Genomic DNA, 18,327 nt, shown 5'->3' with positions numbered 1-18,327 from the left:
GGTCGGAGCCATCCTTCCGTTCATCAACTTTGGATGGATGCTTCTCGTGCTAGCCCTGGCCGACGACACGCAATGCGGTCATTTCGGCTGCGTCGGCCTGGCCGTTGAGGCGTGGGAGTCGGGGCGCTGGGTCGCGTTCGTCCTCGCCTGGCCGCTGCTGCGACTCCTGTGCGTGCGACCGGCGTGGCTCGTCGCCCTCGCGGCCCCGTTCTTTCTGTTGCCTGTCTGGGAGCTCGCCGAGGGGAGCGTAGGCACGGTGGTCGTGCTGATCGGCGTGCTCGCGTATCCGTTCGCCGCTTTGGTGACCGCGCCGCGCATCTCGTGGCGGCGGCGCGCTCTGACCCTGGGCCTGTTTCTGGTGTTCTGTGTCTTCCTGGCCCTCGTCCCCGGCTCGGCTCTCCATCCCGTCCGGTTCTGAGGACCCGCTACTCGCGGGCCTGACGGATCGCGGTGGAGTTCTGTGAGGATGAGCCGGCGGGGCCTCGCTCACGTTCCGGACGTGGCAGCGCCGTGGTCAGAGGCGCTTGGCCGCACGCCAAGATCGGTCATAGAGCTTGGCGTCGTCGAGAAGCGACGGCCCTCCCCGATCGCCCAGGGTCGGGCCGTCGACGATCTTGCGGCTGGACAGGAACCGGTGCTTGCCGTCAGAGTCGATGCCCAGGTAGATGCCCACATGGTCGATGTCGGCGCCGTCATCGGTGCTGGCATCCCAGAACAGCAGGTCACCCGGCTGCAGGTCGGCGTAGGAGCCGGGCTTGGCGGCGCCGCCGTCGGCCACGGTCACGCCAGGGGCGGAGGAGTGCATCTGCACGGCTCGTCGTGGCAGAGCGGTGCCTGTCGGTGTGCCGATCTCCAACGGGTAACCGCTGCGGTAGCCGTACACCATCCGGACGAATCCCGAACAGTCGAGCGCACCCTTCTGCTCGGACTCGGCCCGATCCACCCTTTCGCCGTACTTCCAATCCAGACCCAGGTAGTCGTTGAAGTCCGACCCCTCGAGGAGGCCGTCCTCCCCGACCGGGCCGTAGCGGGCACCGCCGGCGTATCGCAGCCCGTCCTTGGTCAGGTTGCGTGCCCCCGTGATGTACTGCGTGGCGATCTCGAGCAGATCGTCCCGGGCGCTGCCGACGTTGGCGGACAGCCATGAGTATGCCCAGTCGGCCGACGGCGTCCAGGGCTTCGGGAGCAGGCGCACCCATGCCCTGGTCGAGACGGTGGCGTCAGTGGTGCTTTCGGTGAACCTGCGTGGCGAGCCGTACAGAATCGCGGTACGCGCGCCGGGAGTGAGCACCGCGGCTGCCCGCCCGTCCTTGTAGTAGATCGTCTGTCCATGCTTGCCGGTGGCGTAGCCGGTATAGGAATCGGCCGAACACGAGGCACTGCCCGCGAACACGATGGTGAAGCCGCTCCAGCCGCCGGCCACCTGGCGGCGCGTCTGCCACACGGGTGCGCCTGCCCGCGGGTCGGCGTGCCGTTCCCACCAAAGCTTGCCGCTCGGATCCACCGTGTAGAAGACTCCGGCACCGGCGCTGGTCGAGTGGCGGTAGCCGCTCCAGCCTTCACCGGTCACCAGCCCGCTGCCGGTGCTGAAGGACGTACCGCCGCCTCCAGGGCCGGCGTGGCGGTACCACCGCATGTGTCCTTTGGAGTTGACGCCGAATAGCACACCGTCGTGTCCGGCCATCAGTTGCCTGATCGCCTTCCATCCGGAGCGGATGACCTTGCCGCTGCCCGCGACCCAGTCGCTGCCCCCTTGCACCGGCGACAGGTGCCGGTACCAGTGCAGGTTTCCTTGCCCGTCCAGGGCGTAGAGCACGCCCGAGCCGTCGCTTGTCACGTCGGCGAAGCCGCCCCAGCCGTGTCCGATCACCCTGCCGGAGCCGGGCGCCCACTGCTCGGCGCCGGTCGCCGCGCCGAGGTGCCGATACCACCGCAGGTAACCAGATCGGTCGACCGCATAGATCACGCCGTCCCCGCCGGAGACGATCGAGACGAAGTGCCCCCACCCATGGCCGACCTTCCTGCCGCTACCAGGAGCCCACGATGCGGCTCCGCCGACGCCGTCCCGATGGCCGTACCATTTCAAGTCGCCGCCCTGATCGACAGCGTAGAGCGGAACCGTGGGCCGGCAGGTCACCAGGGATGCGGCTGATGTCTGTCGCATCGGCATCGAGACCAGCAACGCGGTGCCCAGCACGGCCGCACCTACCGCGGCCCCGACACGTCTACGAACTACGGTCATAGCTGGGCTGACTCCGATGAGCTTACGGTCTCGATCAGACCGCCGCGAAGCAGTCGTTTCCTGTCTCGCTTGCAGCCCGGGGAAGAACCCCTACGACTGCAGACGGCCGGTCATTCACCAGCGAGGATAGGCGGCGGTGTCGAATGCGAGCCACTTTACGGCTGTCATTTTCGTGATCTCAGAGGAAGACGTCCTCCCTGGTCACCGGCGGAAGTCTCGGAGCGAACCGATCGCCGGTGCACGTGCCGCCGACGCCCTGCGCGTCGTACACGATCCTCAGCGGCCAAGGAGGTGCAGCAGTATGCCGGTCTCCAGGACGGCGTAGGTGACCGCGGTGACGAAGGTCGTGGAGATCAAGGTGGGGACCACCGGTTGGCGGACGAGGTGGTAGGCGATCAGGCCCGGCACGAGGAAGACGAGCGTCTCGTAACTGAGCAGCAGCGGGAACCGCTTGAGCAGGAAGGCGAACAGCGTCACCTGCAGGAAGATGCCGAGCATGAGGGCGCCGGCGAACAGCCGTTTGCCGTAAAGGATGACGAACCGCTGGACCACCAGGGTGCCCGCCCAGGTGAGCGCCACGACGCAGGCCATCATGATCAGGCGCCGCCAGTCCTCGACGAGCGTGATCGCCAGCCCGGCAGGGCTGATCATTCCGCCTGGAGACAGGTTGGTGCTCAGGTAGCAGACCAGGGCGAACAGTAGACCGATCGCGAACCCCAGGGCCGCCGTCTCAGGGGTGAGCACGGAGTCGGTGGCGGGGCTCATCGGGCCCCTCCGGCCGGTGCGGCGGCGGTGAGCAGGTGCGCGAGCAGCCTTTCCCCCTGACCGTGGATGTTGCCGATGGCGACCACGGAGGCGTCCCTGTCGATGCGTGAACAGATCTGGCTCCAGATCTGCCCGGGTTCGCGGTGAGGGCCGCCGAGGTCGACCAGTTCTCCGTTCCAGCCCTCGGGGAGAGCGGCGCGGGCGGAGCGGGTGGGGTGGCCGATGAGGAACAGCCTGGAGGTGCCGAGCTCCGGGACGATCTCGGCCATCTGGGCGTTGCGTTCGATGCGGTCCGGCCGGCAGTTGATGAGGGTGAGAATCGGAGGCCCTATGTGGCCGTGGTCGAGGAGCTGCTTGAAGTTCATGACCGTGGAGCGAGGGTCGTTGGCGGCGAAGATGTTCGCGAACCGCAGGGTCGCGCCCCGCACGTCGTACTTCTCGACCGTGAGCACGCCGGGGTCGAGCCGCACGGAGTACATGCCGTGCAGGGCGTCCTGGCGGGAGATGCCGAGTTGGGCGGCCACCGTAAGCGCGATGGCGACGTTCTCAGGGAAGGCGAAGTGCCGGAACCCGGCCATCTCCTCCTCGCTCACCTCGCCGGCGTCCGTAAACAGGAGCCGGCAGTCGCGGCGCCCGGCCTCCTGCTCAAGCACCCTTCGGCGGTCACGTTCGGCGGTCACGCAGATGCCGTCGCGGGGCATCGCGCGCGACAGTGACCGCGCGACGTCGTCCAGGGTGGGGCCCATCTCCTCCAGGTGGTCCTCCCGGACATTGCTCAGCACACCGATGGTGGAGCGGATGAGCTTGTCCTGGTAGGTCTCCTGCAACGGCGGCGTCACCGCCATGCACTCGATGACCAGAGCGTCCGGATGCTCCGCAACAGCGCGGCGCACGACGCCGATCTGCTCGGCGATGTTGGCGATGCCGAATCTTCGGTGCACCGGCTCCTCGGTGGCGTCCGCGTGGATGAATCGGGCGGCGCTGCCGGTCGTCTTGGCGATCACGCGCAGCCTGCCGCCGCGCAGGGCTCCGGCGATCAGCCGGGTGATGGAGCTCTTGCCGCGGATGCCGTTGACCAGGATCCGCACTGGGATGCGGTCCAGGTTGGCGTCGTGCCGGCGTTGTTCTGCCACACCAAGCACGAGCAGTACCAGCAGGGACAAGCTGAAGATCACATACAGATAGAGCATCTACACGTCCCCCGCCCGGAGTTGGGTGCGCTTGATCGTGTGCCCGATCAGCTCGAGTTCGTTGTACCTGCGGATCTGGATGCGGTGCTGCTGGACCTCTTGATCCGGCAAGCCCCCTCAACGCAATGGTCCCGGGCGAAGCCTCAGGGGGATACCGCAGTGCGCCCAAGCTTCAACCAAGCGAACTATTTCGGTGCAAAATCCCGGATTTTCCCGTTTTAGTCACCGAGCTCTGGAATTTATGACGGGCCTCCGCGGCGGCGCCGGGCCCGCAGGTGATGCGGCGTGGTCGTGTGACGCCGACGCCGTGGCATGGGGCGCCCCGCGAGGAGGGTCCTCGCGGGGCGCTGGATACGCTGGTGCGATCCGAGTCGCCAGCTGCTACCGCGGTCTTGACTTGCAGTGCTCGAACCTGTACTTGCCGAATTTGTAGCAGTATTTGCACCACATGCCGTACTTCGTCTTCCAATAGCACGGCTTCGCGGCGGGTGCTGGCACGGCGCGCTGTTCGACGGCCGTGCAGTTTGCGTCGGTGGCGGCGTTGGCGGGCTGTACGGTGATCGGGCCGCTGATCACGAGTGTGGACGCGGCCACCGCTGTGGCTACGACGAGTCGCTTCAGCATAAGATCGCTCCCGAATGGCAGGGAGGAGTCCCAGGACCGGCCTAGGACTCGCCGAAGCGTCGTGCACGGTTCCCCGAATTCACCGTGACGGTGCCACGGTTTCCCGGGATTCTCCATGACGGCGCTATGGACAATTCCCACGTTAGCGACGGGGGCCAGTATGTTCTCCACAACAGCGGCAAAGCCTCTCTTGTCGCCAAAAGGCCATCTATCGCATTTGTGTGGCAGCGATTCGAAATAGCCGGGAGTTCCGGTATCTCGAATCGAGCCGCTACACGGTGTGCACTCAGCGACACGGATTTGCGTAACAGGGCTGTAACCGGCGACGATCCAGCCTTCCCCGGCCCGGTCAATGCGGCCTCAGGATTTCGGCATGGCTCGAGAAAAGGGCGCGAGGTGACGGGCGGCGCCTGGAGAAGGCCGCCGTGGGCGGGGCCACGAGGCGGCCACAGGCCCGTCCCGATGGACGCCTGGTCAAGGAGGCGCCATACGGAGGACCCAGTGCAACCATCCTTTCCCCGCCGCTCGGCAATACGGCCTTCCGTCTTCCGTCTCCGATCGATTGGCGCGGCTGGGCGGGCCGTTACGGCGTGGGGTGTGACGTGCCACGATGTCGCTGTCTCTGCCGCGCTAGTGTCGTGGTGGTGCGGCAGTTGGTTGATGGACTGGTGCGCGTTATATAGGCCGTTGCCCGGCCCCCGAGTCCTCGGGCCGGGCAACGGCCTTTGCGTGATGCTGTCCGGTGGTGCGCGATATCTGGGCGGCTGCGCTTGGCGTGGGGCGGTCACATCGAGCCGATGACGAGGTCCTTGCGGGCGGCTTCGACGACTTCTTTGGGTGACGGTGGACATGCTGTTGATTTTCAGGATGCTCGATCTGGCCGATGAGGCGGACAGTGAGGCGGAAGTTGGCGCTGGTGATGCGGGTGATGGCGGCGAGGGCTTCGGTGGTGGCGTAGTCGTCGGTGTCGCTGAGGTTGAGGTGGGGCCAGGGTCGGGCGAGGACGAAGGCTTGTTCGTCGGGGGACATGGGTTTGTTGTGGTGGACGAAGCCGACGCGGGAGTAGAGCGGTGGTAGCGGGCAAGGCGCTTTTCGTCCGGGCATGCAGATCAGGATGAGTCCGATGCCGGTGCGGTCGTGGTGGTCGCGCAGTTGTTCGAGTACCCCGACTTTGAGGCGGTCGGCCTCGTCCACAATGAGGAGTTCGGCATGGGTGCTGGTGTTGAGCCTGCCGTTCGTCGATGCCGCGGCCCGGGTTGAGCATCAGTTCGACGTTCCAGCCGAGCCGATCACACAGGAACGAGATCTCATTGGCGAGGTTGTGCGGGGGTGTTGTGGACCATTTGGGGTGTACATAACGGCGCGGGCGGACAGGATCTGCCCGGCTGAGGTCGCGCCTGTGGAGCCGACTGGGCGGGTGCCGTCGAGGTGGCCTGCGAGCTGGTCCCATTGGGAGTGTGGAGTCCGAGATCAGATCGGGTGTGGGCGGCCACCGGCTAAAGGAAGCGCCACTCCCCCTACCGCTCAGGCGTTCTAACCCACGATGCCAACTCTTGGTATTCTCATGGATACCGATCGTCACATCAGCGCTTGGAGGTGGGTGCAGGCCATGCAGACGTCTCGGCCGGATTCCTATCCAGGCAAGCCCGCCTCGATCCACGCCCGCCGACTGCAGTTCGACGCAAGCCCATGACGTCTGCGGCGGAGCACGCGGCGACCGAACGGATGCCGCAGTGACGATCGGCCGAGCCGCCGGGAGAGTCGGACAGATGAGCACAGCGACCGTGGTCGGTGGCGGGCCAAACGGCCTCGCCGCCGCCATCGTCCTGGCCCGGGCGGGCGTGCACGTCACGGTCTTGGAGGCCGGAGACCAGCCGGGCGGCGGCACTCGCTCGAGTGAGGCGATCCTGCCCGGCCTGCTGCACGATCACTGCTCCGCCATCCATCCGATGGCCGTCGGATCATCGTTCCTGCGGAGTCTCGACCTGGGCCGCTACGGGCTGACGTGGAAGCTCCCGGAGATCGACTGCGCGCATCCGCTCGACGGCGGCACCGCCGGGGTGCTGTACCGCTCGGTCGCCGAGACCGCCGCCGGTCTCGGCACCGACGGCCAGCGCTGGCGGCGGCTGTTCGGCGGCCCGTCTGCGGCCTACGACACCTTCAGCGGCGACATCCTCGGCCCGCTCCTGCGCATCCCACGGCATCCAATCCGCCTCGCCCGCTTCGGGATCCCGGCGCTGGCTCCCGCGTCGCTGCTGGCGAAGATCTTCGCCACCGAGGAGGCCAGGGCGCTGTTCAGCGGGGTCGCGGCGCACGCGTTCCATCCCCTGCACCGGCCGCTGAGCTCCGGCATCGGGCTCGGCATCCTCACCGCCGGGCACCGGCACGGCTGGGCGGTCGCCGAAGGCGGGTCTCGCCGGATCACCGACGCCATGTCAGCTCTGCTCCTCGACCTCGGCGGAAAGATCGAGACCGGCGTGCGTGTGCGGTCGGTCTCCGATCTGCCGTCCGCGGATGTGACCGTCTACGACCTCGCGCCCACGGCGGTGGCCGACATCCTCGGCGACCGGCTGCCGGCGCGCGTCGCCCGGGCCTACCGGCGATTCCGTTACGGCCCGGGGGCGTTCAAAGTCGACTTCGCGGTGGAAGGCGGCGTCCCGTGGACCGCGGAGGCCGCGCGACGGGCAGGGACGGTTCATGTCGGCGGCACGTTCGCCGAGATCGCCGCCACCGAACGGGAGATCCATGCCGGGCGGATGCCACCACGGCCGTTCGTCCTGGTGGGGCAGCAGTATCTGGCCGACCCGCAGCGGTCGGCCGGAAACGTGCATCCGGTGTGGACGTATGCGCACGTGCCGAACGGCTACACCGGCGACGCCACGGAGGCGATCATCGCGCAGATCGAGCGGTTCGCGCCGGGGTTCCGGGACAGGGCCGTCGGCACCGCCGTACGCACGACACCGGGATTCGCCGAGTACAACCCGAACTACGTCGGCGGCAACATCATGACCGGCGCCAAGGACGTCCCGCAGTTGCTGTTCGGGCCACGGCCCACTCTCCAGCCCTATGACGTCGGGCTGCCCGGGCACTTCATCTGCTCCGCAGCCACCCCGCCAGGTCCCGGCGCGCACGGGATGTGCGGCGCGCACGCCGCAGCACGAGCACTGCGCCACCTTCACCGCCGATCACGCCCTTAGCCCGAGGCCGGCACAGACATCGATCCCGCCCTCTTCACCTCCCGCCGAACACCACCGACGTGAGGGGCGGTTCGGCCGCGGCCGGCGATCGCCTAGGCCCTGGATCACGGTCTAAAAGCGGCACCGCCGCTGGTCGGCCGATGGCACCTGGCAGATGCTGCTGACCGCGATCCAGGCCGAGCAAGACGCCGAGGGCCGGGTGGACTGGGACATCTCCGTAGACTCCACCACTATCCGGGCGCACCAGCACGCCGCCGGTGCGCCACGCACACCGCCCCGGCCGTCTCAACGGTCCCCTTCCCGGGGCGGCAAAAAGGGGGGACGCCGCGCGGGGACAAACCGGGGCGGGCCGGTGCTGGCCGCTCTGGCCGCCCGACTGGCGGAGGTGGTCAGACTGGGGAGTACTTAAGCCGATCCCGTGCCGGTTCACAACCAAGATCCACCTGTCGGCGGACGGCCGCTGCCGGGTGCTGTCGCCGATTCTGACACCGGGCCAGTATGGCGACAGTCCTCAGTTCCGGCGGGTGTTGGGCACCATCCGGGTACCCCGGCCGGACAGCCTGGCCACAGACAACCGCCGCCGGCGCGGCCTGGGAATGGCCCACCGGCTTCGACGCCGAACGCTACAAGGCGCGCAACGTCGTCGAACGAGCGATCAACCGGCTAAGAACTTCCGTGCAGTGGCCACGCGGTACGACAAACGCGCCTACATCTTCCTCGGCACCGTCCCCCCGGCCGCCCTAGCCATCTGGCTCCGAACCTGATCCAAGAAGCAGCTCTCAGGCGCAGAGCGCGGATTTCAACAGGGCCTTCGCCGCGGATCCCGAATCACCGGAGGACGGCGTGGTCGACAGGGTGATCTGCCGGGTGCCGTCCGCCGAGATAAACGACGCCGTACTGTATCCGGGGGTTGCGCCTGTGTGACCGTACGCGGTGCCGCACGGCAGGTGAGTCATCTCCAGGCCCAGCCCGTAATCGCCCGAAGGGCCGGGATCCTTCATCTCCTTCAACTGAGCGGGACGAAGCAGCTTGCCGCCGAGCAGGGCGCGGTAGAACCGGTTGAGGTCGCCGGTAGTGGAGATGATCTCACCGGCGGCGCCGGCTATGGTCGGGTTGAACCTGGTGACGTCGACGCGGGTGAGCTCGCCGTTCTTCTTGACGGCCACGTACCCGTGGGCGTGTGGGCCTTTCACCTCGGGTGAGGCCCCTGGGAGCCAGGTGCGGGTCAGGCCCAGCGGCTGCAGGATCCGCTGCTCGATCTCCGTCCCGTACGGCCTGCCGGTCACCTTCTCAATGAGCATGCCGAGGACGATGTAGTTGGTGTTGGAGTACTGGAACCTGGTGCCGGAAGGAAACTCCCGGGGAAGCCTTCCGGCCTTCTCCGCCAGTTCCCTTGGGGACCAGGTGCGATAACGCTCCTTGGGGACACCGGCATCGTCGACCATGTCCGTGGTGTACTCAGGCAGGCCGCTGGTGTGCTGGAGCAGCTGTTTCACGGTGATCGTGCTGCCGTCGCCGACGAGCCCAGGCAGCCAGTGGTCGACACTGTCGGATAGGCTCAACCTTCCCTCGCCCACGAGTTGGAGCACGACAGTCGCGGTGAAGGATTTGGTGATGCTCCCGGCACGGAAGTTTGCGCTGGCCGGTGGAGGCTGGTCGCCGTTCACTTCCGCCAAGCCGCTGCTGCCTCGCCATATCTTGTCACCGTTGCGGATCTCGGCGACCGCTGCGATCGAGCTGCCGACGACGACAGCGTCCAGGATCGTGTTATAGGGGGTCCGAGTTCCGGAACGCGGGTCGGCCAAGGCGGCACCCGCTGAAAGAGCCAGCATGGACGTGATCACACAGATCACGATGCCGATTCCTCTTACCATCTACTCCTCCGGTCTTGGGAGATCCTTGTCTCGTTTGAAACAAGATCGGCTCCAGACCAGAGGGGTAGACCTGAGGACTGACCCCGCGATCTACCAGCGTCCGCCTGGCGCCCCCTACGGGGCCGAGGCGATCGACGAGCGACAGCGGATCCAGCACACTGGGCGGCAACCCCTCAGCGATGTGGGCAAGGAGCTTCACCGACGGATCAACATCCCGGGGGACTGACCGGCGGGTCGGCGTTTGGGAGCTCCCTGGACGCACTGAGCAAAGGGGTGGAGGACCTGGCCGAAACCGATCGACAGATAGTACCCGCAAAGTTGTCCGGTTCTAAACCGAGGCTTTGGATGTTGTTGCAGGTCAACGGACCCGACAAGTCAATCGGCAGCCCCTGCAGCGGTGCGTTCTTTGCCTGGCCTCCGAGAGGGGCCCAGCGCCGACCGCTACCGCCTGGCCCGGAGAGTCGGTCATGTAATTGATCAGGCAGCGAGGCGGTAGCCGTTTTGCCGTCTGGCGATGACGTGAAGGCAGCACGTCGGCCATCCGGTCCAGGGTGAGCCGCCGCAGGACGGCCGCGCCGACGCCCCGCGGGCTGTCGGCGCCAACTTGAGTATCACTGCGGCCGCTCGGGACCCCGATGCCAAAGACCGGCTCTTGATCACTCCAGGTTCGCCAAGTGCGGGGGCCGCGGCGCTCCCATCGCGTTCCCGCCCGAACCGGAACCGCTCCCGATGGTTAACGATTCGAATGAACCGATCGAATGGCCCTGCGGCAGGAAAGCCGGTCGGCCTGCTCGTGGGCCCCGGCTTCACGCAGGCTGTTCAGAGATGGCGCACGCCACGGCCCCCACACCAGATATTAGAGAGCCCTCTTAGCGCCACTTACTCTGATATGGGGAACTTCATGATGCAATGGACCATGACCAGGCATGATTCCCAGCACGCACAAGCCTTAAAGATTTCTCCATGTTCGCCCCATCGGAACCCCGATCAACGAGACCCCCGGACACTTCACTGGCCGTAGCGCACGACGCCCGTGGTGCGAGATAAAGGCACCGCACATAAGGGAGAACCGACCGTGGACCTGGATGATATGGGATCCCTACAAGGCCAAGAAACCGGTTATCCCGAGCAGCGTCATCGCCCATATGCCGCCAGCCAACTGTGCGGCTGGCGGCAGAGAGTCATCGTCGCATGGTGCGTAATCTGCACACTGATACTGTCCTTTCATTTCATTGCGACGTTCCTATATCTCGCCCCACGGAATCCGATCAGCGAACAGAGCGCCTCAATCGTTAATGACTACATCAATCCGTACTTTCGCCAAGGTTGGGGGCTGTTCGCGCCTGATCCAGTCGATTACAACACTCGAGTTCTCGTTCGTGCAAAAATTCGCGATTCGACCGGTATGGAGAGAACCGCCGGCTGGACGGATATCAGCAAGCCTGGGATAGAAAAGGTACGGGGCAGCCTGTTCCCTGCACGCCTCTCACGACTCGTCATCGGTGGCCACCAGATAATGACCGAAGCCGAGGTCGAACCGGCGACTACCAGTCAAAAGAGTGAGGATGCGGCGGTGACACCAGATAGCCCTAGCGCTCCTGATCCGATCGCTCGATGGCAAGCGGTGCGCCATATGAGCGCTATCGCGACGCTAGCGGCGCGCGCCCAATGGGGGAATAAAATAACCGCGGTTCAGGTGCGGATCTCCAACCATCTCGTTCCTCGGTTCTCAGACCGAAGCCAGAGTGATGATGGGAACAGATATCACAGCGACTTCGACTGGTGGCCGCCGTCGCCCGTGACGGATGAAGCGGTTAGGCTCTGGAAAGAGGCCTTTAGGTGAGGGATAACCGACTGCCGCTCCGACTGCGGCAAACATATAACCATATACAGGGGCGCATCCAAAGCATAGTAGAGCGAGTCAGTGGCACTCGTTACGGGCTCTATGGCCTGGCTGTCCTCCGCATCGGATATGGGTTGGTCCTCATGGGCCTGCTGCTGGTCGACTATGGAGATCGCCGTCTGCTCTGGGGGCCGGAATCACCATGGACGAAAGATATCCTCGAAGAGCGACTGGCTGAGAAGGGCACCTTCTCGATATTCGCGTTCGCGGGTTCCAGCGAGCAATTCGAATTGATCTACCACTCCTTCATCATACTCGTGGCGCTTTTCATACTCGGCTGGCGGACACGTTTGATAACGCCGGCACTAGCCGTCATGTTGTGGTCTTGGCGTGAACGTCAACCATGGCTGCTCGATGGCGGTGACGATCTCATGCTTCTCGTGCTCATCTATCTCTCCTTCGCTGACCTCTCGGCACGCTGGTCAATCGATGCCAGACGGGCGAAGAAGAGAACTGTCCATGCTGTTTCAGGATCCGCGGCAGCCCTCACGAGCAATGTTCGGTGGCGCATGGCCACGGTCCTGCACAATGTTGCGCTCCTGGCCACTCTCCTCCAGGTCAGCATTCTCTACGTTAATACCGGCCTCCTCAAGGTGCAAGGTGATCTCTGGCAAGAAGGAACGGCACTTTATTACGTACTTCACATCGAAGATGTCCAGCCCTTTCCGAATCTCAGCCGTGCGATCTATGACAACGCCTTCCTATTCACCTTTGGGTCCTATGCTGCAGTCTTCATCCAACTGACATTTCCACTACTGATGTTGAACAGCATGACGAGACGGCTGGGGATCGCTGCAGTGACTGGCATGCACCTCGGCGTTGGCGTGCTCATGGGACTGTCCTCCTTTTCTTTCATAATGATCGCCACGGATTTGCTTTTCATTCGAGATTCCACGTACGAACGATTCGCCTGGTGGGCGCGAGCTACGAGGATTCGATACCTTCGGCGTGCCGCAGAGTCGACGTGAGTGCCCTGCTCGAATTGACGCGCATGGCTCCGTAAAGAAAGTCTTCGCAAGCCTTGGCAAGGTACTGGTAGCGCCACGGTGCCCAAAGTCGAATCAGCGGACGCCAGGATCGCGGACAGTGTCTGCCACATCAGTCGCCAATCCGCTGGCGAGTACGGCGCGCCATTCCGCAGAGTCCTGAACAGGCACACCCGTTCAGAAAAACATGCATGATGGGCCGAATATCGGGAATGTCCCGATATGTCCGTTTCGGGTCGTGATCCACAGTGGTCGCGTAATTCTCCACCTGGAGGAGCCCATGCGCAGAAACCGACTCCCGCTGATCGGCGCGGCGTCTCTCGCCACCCTCATGCTCTGGCCGTCCGGGATGGCCGAAGCCTCTACGACCTCCTTCGCCTCGAAGGTAGAAGTGACCGCAGCCACCCAGACGGAGCTCTCAGAGGCTAGGCCCTGCAGGGATCGGGCCGGTCGCCGCGTCACATGCACGCGCAATCAGTGGCGCGACCGCCGGTGGCGCGACGGCCGGTGGCGCGACGGCTGGCGCGACGGCCGGTGGCGCGACGGCCGGTGGCGCGACGGCTGGCGCGACGGCCGGTGGCGCGACGGTTGGCGCGACGGCCGGTGGCGCGCTCGGTAGATAGACCGCAAACCCGTCAGTCAACGAGCCAGTCACGCTACTGCGCTCGGGCGGTGAACCGGCGATCGTTTCCAAGCCATGGCGAGCGTAATCGCTAACCGTCCGAGCGCACACATTCATTCGTAGGTGCTACCCACAAAGACCTGCTGTAACGCAGGGGCGCCCCTGCGTTACAGCAGGTGTTGCTGCTCTTCCCTCTCTGTCAGACTCTTGTGAGACATGGGACGACCCCGAGGACTCGGGGGCCGGGCAACGGCCTTCATAACGCCCACCAGTCCATCAACCAACTGCCGCACCACCACGACAAGAGCGCGGCAGAGACAGCGACATCAACCGTGGCACGTCACAGCGTGGGGCGCCGGATCACCGCGGCCCCCAGGGGTTCCAGCGCCACCTCCCCGGACACCGGCCGCCCGGTGAGCAGGTCCGTCCCCTCCCCTCCCACGGGGACGGACGCGCCCAGCTCGGCGCTGTGGTTGAGCAGGAACACGTACTCGTGCGCCTCGTCGCCCCGCACCGCGCACTCCACGTGGGCGGGAACGCCCTCGAAGCGCCGGCGCGCACCCGCCGCCTCCACGGTTTCCGCCACGAGTGCGTCGAACGCGGCCTGCTCCAGCAGCGTCGCGACGTAGACGACCCGGCCGGCGCCGTACCGGTGCTCGACCACGGCGGCCCGCCCCTCCAGCAGCCCGTCACCGTACGTCGCCAGGGCCGTCCCGGTCTCCAGGTGGAGGTCCTCACGCCACCAGGTGGAGCTCGCGCGCCGCCCGTCGCCGAACTCGACCGCGAACTCCTCGTGCGGCCGGGCCGGCCAGTACTCGTCGATCTTCGCGCCGATGAGCTCGCGGAACGCCCCCGGGTATCCGTCCGGCCGCACCCGGTTGTTCCCGTCGACCACGCCGGAGAAGAACGACATGAGCACCGTCCCGCCGTTGCGCGCGAACTCGGTGATCCGCCGCACGCCCTCGTCGCCGATCAGGTACGCGTTCGGCACCACCAGCACCTTGTACCCGTCCAGCGACGAACCGGCCGAGACCACATCCACCGGGTAGTGCCGCTCCCACAGCGGCGTGTAGTGCCGCATCACCGTGTCCGTGTAGCTGAAGTCGTTGCGCGGCAGGCCGAAGACCTCCTCCAGCCCCCACCAGCCGTCCCAGTCGAAAAGGATCGCGATCTCCGACCGCGAGGTGGTGCCCGCCACCGGCGCCAGCAGCTTCAGCTCCCGCCCCAGGTCGGTGATCTCCCTGAACGTGCGCGAGCCGGGCCCGGAGTGCGGCAGCATCGCCGAGTGGAACCGCTCCTGCCCGCCGCGGCTGGCCCGCCACTGGAAGAACATGACCGAGTCGGCCCCGCGCGCCATCGCCGCCAGCGAGCCGAGCCGCATCCGCCCAGGCTCCTTGACGACGTTGAGCTTCCACTGGCTGACGGCGCTGCTCGACTGCTCCATCAGCATCCACGGCTGCCCGCCCTTGAGCGAGCGGAACAGGTCGTAGTTGAAGGCCGCCGACACGTGCGAGTCGGCCTCGGCCGGGTTCGGATAGATGTCGAGCGCGGCGGCGTCCTCCTCCGGCGCCCACTTCCAGTAGTCGGCGTGCCGGAAGAAACGCATGAAGTTCGTCATGACCGGGATGTCGTCGCGGAAGGACCGCACGATGTCCCGCTCGGCGATGTAGCACTCCAGCAGCGCGTCGGAGGAGAAGCGCTTGAAGTCGAGCCGGCGGGTGGGGTTCATCCAGGTGCGCGGGATGTGCGGCACGTCGATCTGGTCCCAGTCGGTGTAGATCTGGCCCCAGAAACGGGTGGTCCACGCCTCGTTCAGGGCGTCGAGGCTGCCGTACTTGCGGCGCAGCCAGCGGCGGAAGTTGACCGCCGCGGCCTCGTTGTATGCCGTCGGCCCGTACTCGTTGCTGATGTGCCACATCGCCAGCGCCGGATGGAACGAATACCGCTCGGCCAACTTGGTCGTGATGTTCGCCGCGTACTCCCGGTAAATCGGCGACGACGGGTCGTAATGCAGCCGGTTCCCGAAACCGAACGGCTGCCCGTCCTCCCTGATAGGGAACACTTCCGGATGCATGTGGGTGAGCCAGACGGGCGGGGCCGCGGTGGGAGTGGCCAAGTTGACGCTGATGCCGTTCTCGTGGAGGAGGTCCATGACCTCGTCCATCCAGCCGAACTCGTACTTGCCCGGCTCAGGCTCCAGCGACGCCCACGCGAACACGCCCAGCGAAACGGTGTTGACGCCGGCCTCGCGCATGAGCCGGACGTCCTCCCGCCAGACGGCGGGCTCCCACTGCTCGGGGTTGTAGTCGCCGCCGAAGGCGAAACCTTTGACGCGGTTCCTGAACGCGTCCATCCGGGTCATTTCAACACTCCACTTCGTTATCGACCGTTATCGACACGGTGGTCAGCCGCCGCTCCGCACCGGTGATCTGGCGAACGGGGCCGGTCAGCGTCACCGTCCGCTCCGCCACGACGTCCGCGACCGAGCGCCGGACCGACACTCCGACCTCGCCGGGCTCGACGATCCGCCGCCCGTCCCGTCCGGTGAACGCCAGCAGCCGCACGGGCACGTCGAAGCCGGCCCGCGCGCGCTCGCCCGGGTCCAGCTCGACCCGGGCATATCCGACGAGCTGGGCGACGGGCCTGGTCACCGAGGCGATCCGGTCGGCGGCGTACACCTGGACGACCTCCGTGCCGCGCCGCTCCCCGTCGTTGCGCACGGTGACCGAGCAGCGGATCGACTCTCCGGCCGCGTCGGCCGTCAGGTTGTCGTAGGTGAAGCGGGTGTAGCTCAGCCCGTGGCCGAAGGGCAGCACGGGAGCGGGATCGATGTTGCTGACCGAGCCGGCCCCGCCCAGCCTGGGATGCAGGTAGCTGTAGGGCTGGCCGGCGGTCGTGCGCGGCAGGCTCATCGGCAGCCGGCCCGAGGGGTTCACGGCCCCGCTCAGCACCCGGGCGATCGCGCCCGCGCCCTCCTCGCCGGGGAAGAACGCCTGGACGACCGCCGCGGCGTCCCTGACGATCCCCGGCACCGCGTACGCGCGGCCGGTCATCAGCACCACCACGGTCGGCGTGCCGGTGGCGAGCACCGCCTCGGCGAGCTCCCGCTGGGCGCCCGGGAGCTCCAGGGTGTCCACGTCGCACCCCTCGCCGGAGGTGCCCCGCCCGAACAGCCCCGAGCGGTCGCCGAGCACCAGAAGGGCCACGTCGGAGCCGGCGGCCAGGCGGGCGGCCGCCTCGATCCCGGTCCGGTCGCCGTCGTCCACCCCGGTGCCCCGCTCGGCCAGGAAGGTAGCGCCGGGCAGCTCCTCGCGCAGGGCCTCGAGCAGCGTGGGCGCGGCGATGCCAGGCTCGGCCTCGGGGAAGTGCGGCAGGACGTGCTGGACGAAGGAGTAACAGCCGAACAACGCGGCGAGGCTGTCGGCGTTGGGGCCGACGACGGCGACCCGCTTGCCCGCGGCGTCGCCGAGCGGCAGCAGGCCGTCGTTGGTCAGCAGCACGATCGACTCCTCGGCCAGCCGCCGCGCCACCTCACGCGATCCGGGATCGTCGAGGTCGATCGGCCCGGTGCCCGCGGCCGGCTCGTAGTTCTCGTCGAGCAGCCCCAGCGCGGCCTTCTGCCGCAGCACGCGGCGCAGTGCCCGGTCGATCAGCGACTCCTCGATCCGGCCCGACGCGACCGCCTGCTTCAGCGGCTCCAGGTACGTCACGCCGGTGGGCAGCTCGACGTCGATGCCGGCCGTGAGCGCCTGGACGGCCGCGTCCTCGGCGTCGGCGGCCACGGCGTGCAGCGTGTGCAGGAACGCGACGGCGAAATAGTCGGCGACGACGGTGCCGTCGAAGCCCCATTCATCACGCAGGACCCGGGTCAGGTAGTGGGCGTCCGCGGCGACCGGGACGCCGTCGATCTCCGCGTAGGAGTTCATGACCGAGCCCGCGCCCGCGTCTCGTACCGCGACCTCGAACGGGAACAACAACGTGTCGGCCACCTCGCGGGCGCCGGCGTGCACCGGCGCGAGGTTCCGCCCCGCGCGGGAGTTGGAGTAGCCGACGAAATGCTTCAGTGTGGCGATGACGCCCGCCGACTGCAGGCCGCGGACGTAGGCGGCGCCGATGGTGGCGACCTCGTACGGGTCCTCGGAAATGCACTCCTCGACCCGGCCCCACCGCTGGTCGCGGATCACGTCCAGCACCGGCGCCAGGCCCTGGTGCACGCCGAGCGCCCGCATGCTCGCCCCGATCCGGCGCGCCATGCCCTCCACCAGATCGGGGTCGAACGACGCGCCCCACGCCGGCGGCACCGGATAGACCGCGGCCCGCCACGCCGCCAGCCCCGTCAGGCACTCCTCGTGCGCGAGCGCGGGGATGCCGAGCCTGGTGTGGTCACGCAGCCACCGCTGCCGCGCCGCCAGGACGCCGCTCGCCCGCTCCGGATCGACCGGCCGGGTGCCGTAATGGCGGGTGATCTGGCCCAGTCCGTGGCGGGCGAACGCCTCGAACTCGACCTCCTCGCCCTGCATCGCATCCTGCAGCGGCGCGACGACGCCCTCGTTGCGGTTGACGTTCAGCCACAGGCCCACCAGCTGGGCGAGCTTCTCATCGAGTGACATGTCCGCGAGCAGGTCCTCGATCCGCCGGGATCGGCGTTCTGCGGGTTCCGACGTCAGCTGCTCAACACGTGCAGGCATACACCCTCGTCTACTGGCCTTTCGCGTCGGAAAGTTTCTGGCTAGCTTTCCGAAAGATTACCGTGACATTGCCGATCCGTTACGGTAGGCTGCGGTCCTCAACCCTGTCAACAGTCCCGGTCGATTGCAAAAGGAGGCCGGTTAGCCCAGTTCAGAGGGTTACCGGCTTTCACGTGATTTTCCGAAAGTTGTCATTCGCCGGTGTCAGCCGGATGGCGGCGCCGCTGTAGCGGGAG

11 protein-coding genes and 2 pseudogenes are annotated in these 18,327 nt (G+C 66.7%); 5 read left to right on the top strand and 8 right to left on the bottom strand.

Annotated elements, in window-relative coordinates:
* Positions 1-37 precede the first annotated feature (37 nt).
* Positions 38-418: a hypothetical protein gene (locus tag ACTWPT_RS49755; RefSeq protein WP_443184572.1), complete on the top strand. Its 381-nt coding sequence runs from the start codon at positions 38-40 to the stop codon at positions 416-418.
* Positions 419-514: 96 nt separating this feature from the next.
* On the opposite strand, the gene ACTWPT_RS49750 is transcribed toward ACTWPT_RS49755, so the two are convergent.
* From ACTWPT_RS49750 to ACTWPT_RS49730, 5 genes and pseudogenes are all read right to left on the bottom strand, one after another.
* Positions 515-2,242, bottom strand: coding sequence for a tachylectin-related carbohydrate-binding protein (locus tag ACTWPT_RS49750; protein ID WP_443184571.1), 1,728 nt, complete (start codon positions 2,240-2,242; stop codon positions 515-517).
* 276 nt (positions 2,243-2,518) lie between these two features.
* The gene (locus ACTWPT_RS49745) at positions 2,519-3,007 is read right to left on the bottom strand and encodes a poly-gamma-glutamate biosynthesis protein PgsC/CapC (protein ID WP_443184570.1); all 489 of its coding nucleotides are present in this window, start codon (positions 3,005-3,007) and stop codon (positions 2,519-2,521) included.
* Entirely contained in the window at positions 3,004-4,197 is a 1,194-nt protein-coding gene (pgsB, locus tag ACTWPT_RS49740; protein WP_443184569.1) for a poly-gamma-glutamate synthase PgsB, read from the bottom strand. Before pgsB ends, ACTWPT_RS49745 begins: the two co-directional genes overlap by 4 nt.
* A 381-nt stretch (positions 4,198-4,578) precedes the next feature.
* On the bottom strand, positions 4,579-4,821 hold the full coding sequence (locus ACTWPT_RS49735) for a hypothetical protein (RefSeq protein ID WP_443184568.1): 243 nt from the start codon (positions 4,819-4,821) through the stop codon (positions 4,579-4,581).
* 675 nt (positions 4,822-5,496) lie between these two features.
* Positions 5,497-6,024, bottom strand: a pseudogene (locus ACTWPT_RS49730) (hypothetical protein); the annotation flags it as partial.
* A gap of 566 nt (positions 6,025-6,590) precedes the next feature.
* Here ACTWPT_RS49730 and ACTWPT_RS49725 point away from each other — a divergent pair.
* A complete protein-coding gene (locus tag ACTWPT_RS49725) occupies positions 6,591-8,018 on the top strand; it encodes a phytoene desaturase family protein (protein ID WP_443184567.1) in 1,428 nt (475 codons plus the stop codon).
* Between the two features lie 115 nt (positions 8,019-8,133).
* Positions 8,134-8,782, top strand: a pseudogene (locus ACTWPT_RS49720) (hypothetical protein); the annotation flags it as partial.
* A 15-nt stretch (positions 8,783-8,797) separates the two neighbouring features.
* On the opposite strand, the gene ACTWPT_RS49715 reads toward ACTWPT_RS49720, so the two are convergent.
* Entirely contained in the window at positions 8,798-9,850 is a 1,053-nt protein-coding gene (locus ACTWPT_RS49715; RefSeq protein ID WP_443184566.1) for a serine hydrolase domain-containing protein, read from the bottom strand.
* 1,117 nt (positions 9,851-10,967) lie between these two features.
* Here ACTWPT_RS49715 and ACTWPT_RS49710 point away from each other — a divergent pair.
* Both ACTWPT_RS49710 and ACTWPT_RS49705 read left to right on the top strand, forming a co-directional pair.
* Complete coding sequence (locus tag ACTWPT_RS49710) at positions 10,968-11,735, top strand: DUF5819 family protein (RefSeq protein WP_443184565.1); 768 nt, start codon at positions 10,968-10,970, stop codon at positions 11,733-11,735.
* A 143-nt stretch (positions 11,736-11,878) separates the two neighbouring features.
* On the top strand, positions 11,879-12,763 hold the full coding sequence (locus ACTWPT_RS49705; protein ID WP_443184564.1) for an HTTM domain-containing protein: 885 nt from the start codon (positions 11,879-11,881) through the stop codon (positions 12,761-12,763).
* A gap of 980 nt (positions 12,764-13,743) precedes the next feature.
* Here the strand turns inward: ACTWPT_RS49705 and ACTWPT_RS49700 are convergent.
* Both ACTWPT_RS49700 and ACTWPT_RS49695 read right to left on the bottom strand, forming a co-directional pair.
* Positions 13,744-15,765 (bottom strand): beta-galactosidase, encoded by a 2,022-nt coding sequence (locus tag ACTWPT_RS49700; protein WP_443184563.1) that lies wholly within the window; start codon positions 15,763-15,765, stop codon positions 13,744-13,746.
* Between the two features lies 1 nt (position 15,766).
* Complete coding sequence (locus ACTWPT_RS49695; protein ID WP_443184562.1) at positions 15,767-18,091, bottom strand: beta-xylosidase/alpha-l-arabinosidase; 2,325 nt, start codon at positions 18,089-18,091, stop codon at positions 15,767-15,769.
* Positions 18,092-18,327: the final 236 nt, after the last annotated feature.

Source organism: Nonomuraea sp. 3N208, from assembly GCF_052245935.1.
Lineage (GTDB): Bacteria > Actinomycetota > Actinomycetes > Streptosporangiales > Streptosporangiaceae > Nonomuraea.
The sequence above is the reverse complement of the archived record's forward strand: the minus strand, read 5'-3'. Positions and strand labels throughout refer to the sequence as shown.